The following is a 6000-nucleotide window of genomic DNA, read 5'->3' on the forward strand; positions in this document are numbered from 1 at the left end:
AAAAGTCCTCCCTGCACAACAGGGTCAATAGTCAGACGCGAAGCGCTCTGTTTATTTCAGGCCTGGAAATTGTTCAGCTCGATGCAATCCTTTTCATAATGGGTGGGGTCTGCAAACTGGCATAGCGACTACGCAAGGTTTCGAGAAACTGTTCGCCCGAGTTCCTGGCGCAATAAAGATAAATCTTGTGCAGCCCGCCAAATACCATTTCATGATAACGGCTGGCCACTTCCTCATCGCTTGGCCCGTCCGGCAAGCCAAGGTGAAGGGTCAATTCCTTGCCTTCAACCGCGAATAACGGTGTATCCCAGAGGAATTTGGCCGCCCCTGTCTTGGGCAGCCGGACAAACATGTAAGCGTGGTTGCCCATGGAATCAATATCACCGCCGCGCCTTCTTTTCCATTTCAGAAGTCCGTCATCCGGCCGCGCCAGGCAAAGACCGATGTCGTAATAATCGAAGCCATTGTCTATCGCCCATTCAAGTGCCATGAAGGTGGTAATCGAGTTCACTTCACGCAGTCTTTTGGCATCTGAAAAAATCGCCTCGGTGTATCCGAAACGCAGCGTGCTCCAGTAGCGCTTTCCGCCCCGGGTTATTACACAGCCAAGGTGACAGGCAACGACCTCGTCCTCCAGCATGATCAGGTCGAGCCGGCCGACGGTCTTGGCAATCCTGAAGACCTCCGGCGTGGCAAATTGCGCAGCGTGGATGCCTTGCCTTGCCGTGGCATAAGGTCTAAGCATCTCCCTATCGGCCTTTTCAATGTCTTCGTCCAACAGCGTCTGGACCATTCGGTAGCGCGGCCGGTTCTTGCGGATGTTTCGCCGTAATTCGCTGTCGTATTTTGTGGTGATCTCCTCGACGGATCGCCCCAGCGGTACGACGGCACTCAAATACAGGGGTACAAACAAGGCCCCCGAAGTCGGCATTTCACTCACCACCACTACATGGCTCGACACGCCAGGTTGCGCTTCGACGTCGACAACAGGGGAATCACCTTGGGTCTTTCCCCTGATGAGAAGCTTGGCCATCTCGCGCTTCTTTTTTCTTCCGATATAAAGGATTTCGTAGGGACTTTCGTTCTGCGCTCTGAACCTGGCAATCTCCCAGCGCCAGAAACACGCACGCCCAAGGATGTCTCGCAACCAGTGTGAAGCGTTTCTTATCTCATACCGCATTGAAGGAGATATCAGTTTGCGGATAACGGCCGCCACGTTCTCTTTCATTTCTTCGTCATCCTTTGAGCTTTCTTTGGGGCAGATCAGAAAAAGATCAAGGCGGAACTTCAAAGTGGCGCGCTTAAACCTTGATATAAAAGACATTTATTGATGACGAACGCTCTCACGTTCAGTGACTAGTAAAGTTCAAGGTAGCCACTTTGCAAGCGATATGAAGTGGCGTCAGTTGTCTATTTCATGACGCCAATTTTTCTTCCAGATCCGGTACAAAAATCTCGAACTCAAGCCATGGCATCGAATCCAATGTTCAGGCCAATGGAGGTCATTAAAATGAACAACGATGACAGTGTTAACGACGTCGAATCAGACGAAACGTCAAACGCCGAAACAGATCGTGAGAACAGGGACGCGGGCGCCAAAGAGGCGAATGAAACCGTCACGCCCTCTTCACCCCGAACCCGGGAGCAGGAAGCTGAGGAGCTCAATCGGAAAATAGCGGAGATAGAACGCAAAGTGGCGGACGGTAACTAGCAACACGCCAAGGGCCGTGAGGCCATCATCTGAAGCCCTTCCGTTCCTGTACGTCGTCACGCATTTGCATTGACATTGGACGGGGCTTGACCGGGTTCCGGTGCTACGCTTTTATTTCCTCGAATAGAGAACGAAGCGATGCTCACCGAACCCTCACCCCCCAGACGTTCACGACTGTAGCCATGAAACAGATCCTGATCGGTGGTATCACCGTAGCGCTTATCGGCACGATGACGTATGGGTTTTTCCAATGGAAGATCGTCGAAAGCCAGAAACACGACATGCTGTGCGGAGAAGCCAAGCAGACGCTCAAAGGCGTGGAAATCCGGGCGCGGGCGTTGGCTGCCGGGCTGTCCGTAGAAGCCTATGGCAAGGCTGAAGAAGACGAAGTGGCGACACTCATTGGTGCACTCGACGCCGCCAAGAGCGACGCAGAAGTCGATTCGGTCATAGAGGCTCACGCGGCCACCATCGAAGCAGAGGATGCGGCTATTGACGCCGAGGTTGATACCCGAGGCGATCAGACATTTCTCGAGCAACGACTGGTGAAGCAGCGGATCCCGGTCGACGTCAAGCAAGAACTGCAACGCGCCGCGAAGGCTGTTAGCGTCAGGTGCAGTTAGTAATCAACAGTAGTGCCCTCCTCCACAGCCCCAAGTAACAGTCCCCGATATCCTCGTGCGAGACCAACCCGCCGAACCTACTCCCACAGATTGATCAACGCTTGCGGCACCATCACGAACTTCAGCCCGCGTCCGGTTTGCGGACGGGAGGATGATCATGGTCAATACTTAGAGACTGGATGTACGTCGCACGAGCCGCACGTCGGGCGGCTAATCCACGGGAGGTTCGTCATGTCTGGTCAATCCCGCTTCATGCTGGTTGCATCACCGCTGATGGAACACAGCCCTGCTTTCGACAGGGCCGCTGCGCTGGCCAAGGCCGAAGACGCCGCGCTGCACATCGTCGCCTTCGATTACCTAGAGGGTCTGGCAACCGCCAGCCTGGTCAACGAAAAGGCCCTGGAACAGATGCGCGTGGGCTACGTCGAGCGCCACCGCCAATGGCTTGAGGAACAGGCCCGTCCCTTGCGCAAAATCGGGGTTCACGTCACCACCGAAGTGGCCTGGGTAGAACGTCCGCTGGAAGAAATCCTGATTCACCTCAAGGAACAGCCGATGGATGTGCTGATCAAGGCGCTGGAGCACGAATCCCTGTTGTCGCGGCTGATATTCACCCCGCTCGATGTGCATTTGTTGCGCGAATGCCCGGTACCGCTGCATTTCGTCAGCCACGCCGTGCACGCGCTGCCCCGAAAGATCGTTGCGGCGGTCGACCCCTTTCATCGCGATGACCATTACAAAACCTTCAACGACCGGATCCTTCACGAGGCGGCGAAACTGGCGAGCGCCTGTAATGCCGAGCTCGATGTGGTCTATGCCTATGACCTTTCATCCATCAGTGCCGATGAATTCGGCTTCGACAACGGTTCGGCGTTCTTCTCGTCGGGCAAGGCCAGGACCGTATTCGATTACCAGGAGGACGCCTTCAACGACCTGGCCGAGCGCAACGGCATCGCGCCGGAGCAGAGGCACATGATCATGGGTAACCCGGCCAAGGTCCTCACCCGCTATGCCGACGCCTATGACGTTGATGTGATTGTCATGGGCCGGATTGGCCATCGCGGCATGGGCCGGCTGATCGGCAGCACGGTGGAGCATCTGCTGTACAAAATGCCGTGCAGCGTTTGGGTGGTGTACACCGAGCGGCTGGATGAATAATTGCCCCCCCGACAAAAACACTATCCCTGTGGGAGTGAGCCTGCTCGCGATGGCGGATTTTCAGTCAACATCAATGTTGAATGTAAGGCCCTCATCGCGAGCAGGCTCACTCCCACAGGGGGATAGTGTTGCCAGCTCAACGCCGGGTGATGACTACTTCCAGGTATTCACTCGGCACCACCAGCGATTTTTCTCCCGCTCGGTTCAAGCGGTTCAACAGTTCAGTCAGGTCGTTTTCCAGCGCCTGGGCGCCTTCAGGAGGTAGCGCCGCGAAGGCTTTGTGGACCGGACCGTACCAGGTGCGGAACGTGTCGATGAAATGCGCGGCCGAGCGGTAACGGAAGTTAAAGGTCTTGCGCGCTACCTGGAGCAGGAAGTCTCGTTCGTCGAACTGCGTGCGCAGCCAGGCTTCGGTGCCCCACTGCGAAGGCGGTTGAGCGCCCGGCGGTGGCGGCAGGTGGCGGCCGAGGGTCTTGAACATCTGGCCGACAAAACCTTCGGGCGTCCAGTTGGCGAGGCCGATCCGCCCTCCGGGACGACAGACCCGCGCCAGTTCCGCCGCGGCCTTGGGCTGGTCCGGGGTAAACATCACGCCGAAGGTCGAAAGCACGGCATCGAAGCTGGCATCCTCGAACGGCAAGGCTTCCGCGTCAGCCACTTGAAAGGTCACGTCCAGGCGTTCTGCCCTGGCTCGGTCTTCGCCGCGTTCCAGTAGCGCGGCAACATAGTCGGTAGAGGTGACGTGGCAACCACGGCGCGCGGCAGCGAGCGTCGCGTTACCGTTGCCGGCTGCCACGTCGAGCACCCGTTCATCGCAGAGCAAATCGCAGGCTTCGGCCAGTTGCTCACCGACAATCTGCAAGGTGGTGCCGATCACGGCATAGTCGCCACTGGCCCAAGAGGCCATCTGACGGTTTTTCAAGGCAGTTAGATCAATGGGTGTACTCATGGATTCTTTCTCCGGCGGAGTGGGATCACTGAGCAGGAACCGGCGGATACTGACTCCGCCGTCATGGGATCGATAATGTTCAGGACCGGGGAAACGCTGACGCTGCGCCCGGGATCTCGCGTTCTATAACAAACTTGGGCATGGCAACCTCTCATTCTTTTTATTGATGACAGGGTCGGCAGACCCTGTGTGCCAACTATCGCGCCGGGCAACGCTGGCGTCCTGCCCGATCGTCGGCCAACCCTGCCCGATCGTCTGGAGATTTCACGGGTGGCGCTGTTGATTTACAGGTTCATGCGGCAGGTACGGGGGTTTTGGCGTCAGCCTTGGCCTCTTCGAGCAACTGCTGAATCATCTTCTCCTGAGCCTCGTAGCGGCCTTCACCAAAATGGGTGAAACGCACCTGGCCCTTGGCGTCGATCAGGTAGTGAGCCGGCCAGTACTGGTTGTCGAAATTGCGCCAGATCGCGTAGTTGTTGTCGATGGCCACCGGGTAGGTAATGCCGAGCTTTTTCACCTGATCCTTGACGTTGTCGATGATGCGCTCGAAACCGTATTCAGGGGTGTGGACGCCGATCACCACCAGGCCATCCTTCTCGTATTTCTTCGCCCAGTCCTTCACGTACGGCAAGGTGTGCTGGCAGTTGATGCAGTCGTAGGTCCAGAAATCCACCAGCACCACTTTGCCTTTCAGCGAATCGTTGCTCAGCGCCGGCGAGTTGAGCCATTCGACCGCACCGGACAGCGACGGCATCGGGCCTTGGGCGTTGTCCATGGACGACTCTGCGCTGACCTTGCTGACGAAGTAATCGACGACTTTCGGCACGGTTTCCAGCACGCGTTGCTCAACCGTCGTCAGGCTTTCGGATGAAGTGCCGGCCAGCAGTGTCTTGTCGGCACCGGTAGAAATCACCGCCGCAGCCGCCAGCACCGCAACACCCGTACCCCGACGCAGCCAACCGGTGACCGGGATCGACGATTTCAAGCGATTGACCAGCCCGCGGCCGGCGAAAATCAAGGTGCCCAGGGACAATGCGCTGCCCAGGCCGTACGCCACCAGTAACAGGCTGGTTTGAGCGTTTGCGCCTTGCAGCATGGCGCCCGTGAGGATGACCCCGAGGATCGGTCCGGCGCACGGAGCCCAGAGCAGGCCGGTGGCGACGCCGATCATGACCGAACCCAACGGGGCGGACATTTTGCGGGTGTCTGGATCGAGGCGGTTGCCCAGCGCCACGAAGGGCCGGGCCAGCCAGTCACCGACACGGGCGGAAATCAGCGACAGGGCAAACAGCGCCATTACGATGAGGGCCACGTGACGGCCGGAATTATTGGCGTGTACCACCCACTCGCTGCTGACCACGGCCAGGCTGGAAATCAGGGCGAAAGTCAGGACCATGCCGCCAAGGGTGAGCAGGATCGAGGAACGTGTGCGTTTGACACCGGCGAACAGAAACGGCACGACCGGGAGGATGCAAGGGCTGAGGACGGTCAATATGCCGCCCAGAAAAGCGATGAGAAACATTGGGATCACCTTGAATATAGAGAGGGGGCGACACACC

6 protein-coding genes are annotated in these 6000 nt (G+C 57.5%); 3 read left to right on the forward strand and 3 right to left on the reverse strand.

All coding sequences use genetic code 11. The features are described from left to right. Positions 1–73 precede the first annotated feature (73 nt). Positions 74–1228, reverse strand: a complete 1155-nt coding sequence (locus ACQ4OB_RS26995) for a hypothetical protein (RefSeq protein WP_102614323.1) — start codon at positions 1226–1228, stop codon at positions 74–76. A 282-nt stretch (positions 1229–1510) separates the two neighbouring features. Here ACQ4OB_RS26995 and ACQ4OB_RS27000 point away from each other — a divergent pair, with 282 nt between their 5' ends. From ACQ4OB_RS27000 to ACQ4OB_RS27010, 3 genes are all read left to right on the forward strand, one after another. Next, on the forward strand, positions 1511–1711 hold the full coding sequence (locus ACQ4OB_RS27000; protein ID WP_430956809.1) for a hypothetical protein: 201 nt from the start codon (positions 1511–1513) through the stop codon (positions 1709–1711). A 182-nt stretch (positions 1712–1893) separates the two neighbouring features. Then, positions 1894–2334, forward strand: a complete 441-nt coding sequence (locus tag ACQ4OB_RS27005; RefSeq protein ID WP_076027789.1) for a hypothetical protein — start codon at positions 1894–1896, stop codon at positions 2332–2334. A gap of 231 nt (positions 2335–2565) precedes the next feature. After that, positions 2566–3492, forward strand: coding sequence for a universal stress protein (locus ACQ4OB_RS27010; RefSeq protein ID WP_074877856.1), 927 nt, complete (start codon positions 2566–2568; stop codon positions 3490–3492). Between the two features lie 136 nt (positions 3493–3628). Here the strand turns inward: ACQ4OB_RS27010 and ACQ4OB_RS27015 are convergent, their stop codons facing one another. Next, positions 3629–4441, reverse strand: a complete 813-nt coding sequence (locus ACQ4OB_RS27015) for a class I SAM-dependent methyltransferase (RefSeq protein WP_076027791.1) — start codon at positions 4439–4441, stop codon at positions 3629–3631. 292 nt (positions 4442–4733) lie between these two features. Further along, positions 4734–5963: a cytochrome c biogenesis protein DipZ gene (locus tag ACQ4OB_RS27020; RefSeq protein ID WP_430956810.1), complete on the reverse strand. Its 1230-nt coding sequence runs from the start codon at positions 5961–5963 to the stop codon at positions 4734–4736. Positions 5964–6000: the final 37 nt, after the last annotated feature.

Source organism: Pseudomonas sp. ES4 (genome assembly GCF_050586665.1).
Taxonomy (GTDB): Bacteria; Pseudomonadota; Gammaproteobacteria; order Pseudomonadales; family Pseudomonadaceae; genus Aquipseudomonas; species Aquipseudomonas frederiksbergensis.

What these genes read in the sequence shown, in the direction of transcription:
- ACQ4OB_RS26995 (WP_102614323.1), bottom strand. Translation starts at nt 1,228, where the DNA reads ATGAAAGAGAACGTGGCGGCCGTTATCCGCAAACTGATATCTCCTTCA.
- ACQ4OB_RS27000 (WP_430956809.1), top strand. Translation starts at nt 1,511, where the DNA reads ATGAACAACGATGACAGTGTTAACGACGTCGAATCAGACGAAACGTCA.
- ACQ4OB_RS27005 (WP_076027789.1), top strand. Translation starts at nt 1,894, where the DNA reads ATGAAACAGATCCTGATCGGTGGTATCACCGTAGCGCTTATCGGCACG.
- ACQ4OB_RS27020 (WP_430956810.1), bottom strand. Translation starts at nt 5,963, where the DNA reads ATGTTTCTCATCGCTTTTCTGGGCGGCATATTGACCGTCCTCAGCCCT.
- ACQ4OB_RS27015 (WP_076027791.1), bottom strand. Translation starts at nt 4,441, where the DNA reads ATGAGTACACCCATTGATCTAACTGCCTTGAAAAACCGTCAGATGGCC.
- ACQ4OB_RS27010 (WP_074877856.1), top strand. Translation starts at nt 2,566, where the DNA reads ATGTCTGGTCAATCCCGCTTCATGCTGGTTGCATCACCGCTGATGGAA.